The following is a 1,267-nucleotide window of genomic DNA, read 5'->3' as shown; positions in this document are numbered from 1 at the left end:
TGCACTGACTCAGACTTCTTGTCACGGTCGCCGAGTGAAGATTGGTGACATGTCGGAAGGAGTGTCAGATGACCAGGTCGCGGCGGTCGAAGATATCGGCTGAAGACAAGGTTCGGTATGTGTTGGCGGTATTGGCTGGAGAGATGACCGGCGCTGAAGCAGCGCGCCGGTGCGGCGTCTCCGCAGTGCAGATGACGAAGTGGAAGCACCAATTCCTTGAAGCTGGATCGGCTCGGATGCAGGAAGTGCCCAGTGGGCCAGCAGGCCGCGCCGGAACCCCGGAACAACGCCGTTTGAAGCTGGAGAACCAGGAACTCAAGCTCGCCTTGGCCGAGGCCACGGTGCAGTTGCGGATTTGGCAGCGCGGCGCGGCGTTGGCTCACCAGGTCCCTTCCAAGACCTCGAAATCCTAAGAGAAGCAGCTGGTCTGCCGGTTTCGAGGTTCACCGTCTTGGCCGGCATTCCGGAGCGGACCTACCGGCGCCGGCTCGCTCGGCTACGCGCCGGGGACCCACCGAAAGGGCCGTGGCCAGCCCCCGTTGTCGACCGCATCGAAGAGCTGGCCGCCAAGTACGCCGAAGAATGGCCCGCCTGGGGTTACCGCAAGATCGGCGCCCTGATGCGCGCAGACGGACACGAGGTCACCAATTCCTCGGTCCAGCGAGCATTGCGACGCCGTGGCCTGCTGCTACCGCAAGGCTTCCGCGCCGACCGTAGATCATGGGCAGCGGTGCGCCGACGCGTATTTCACGACCCGCCAACAGAGCGCAACCGGGTATGGCAGACCGACTTCTCGGAGTTCGAAACCGCCCACGGTGGAATATGGCGGATCAGCGCGGTGATCGATTACGTCAGCAAGTACTGCCTGGCCATCACCGTCACCCCGACCAGCCGGGGCCGCGACGCAGTGCGCTGCATACGGCTCGCCGTGGAGGAAGCCGCCCACGTACTGAACCTGGCTGACCTGCGCCTAGATCGCGGCGAAATGGACGTCCTCGACGCCGAGGACAACATCATCGGCCGCACACCTGCACCCATCGCCATCGTGTCCGACAACGGCCCCTGCTACCGCGGAAAAGACTTCCAGACTCTGTTCACCGGCCATGACCCGCTGCTCCGGCACATCCGCACCCGCATCAAATCACCGCAGACCAACGGCGTCATCGAGCGATTCTTCGAGACGCTGAAATACGAGCACCTCTTCCGCGGCTACATCGGCGACGGTGATGCCCTCGACATGGAAGCCCACCGCTTTCGCGTCATCTAC

At 63.5% G+C, this 1,267-nt stretch carries 2 protein-coding genes; both read left to right on the top strand.

Annotated elements, in window-relative coordinates; translation table 11 throughout:
• The first annotated feature begins 68 nt into the window (after positions 1 to 68).
• Positions 69 to 413, top strand: coding sequence for a transposase (locus LOK44_RS29630; RefSeq protein WP_237573663.1), 345 nt, complete (start codon positions 69 to 71; stop codon positions 411 to 413).
• A partial coding sequence (locus LOK44_RS29625; RefSeq protein ID WP_237573662.1) for a DDE-type integrase/transposase/recombinase occupies positions 356 to 1,267 on the top strand: 912 nt, incomplete at its 3' end. The genes LOK44_RS29630 and LOK44_RS29625, both read left to right, overlap by 58 nt.

The sequence above is a fragment of the Mycolicibacterium lacusdiani genome, assembly GCF_021916785.1.
GTDB lineage: Bacteria > Actinomycetota > Actinomycetes > Mycobacteriales > Mycobacteriaceae > Mycobacterium > Mycobacterium lacusdiani.
This window is presented reverse-complemented; position numbering and strand designations above follow the sequence as displayed.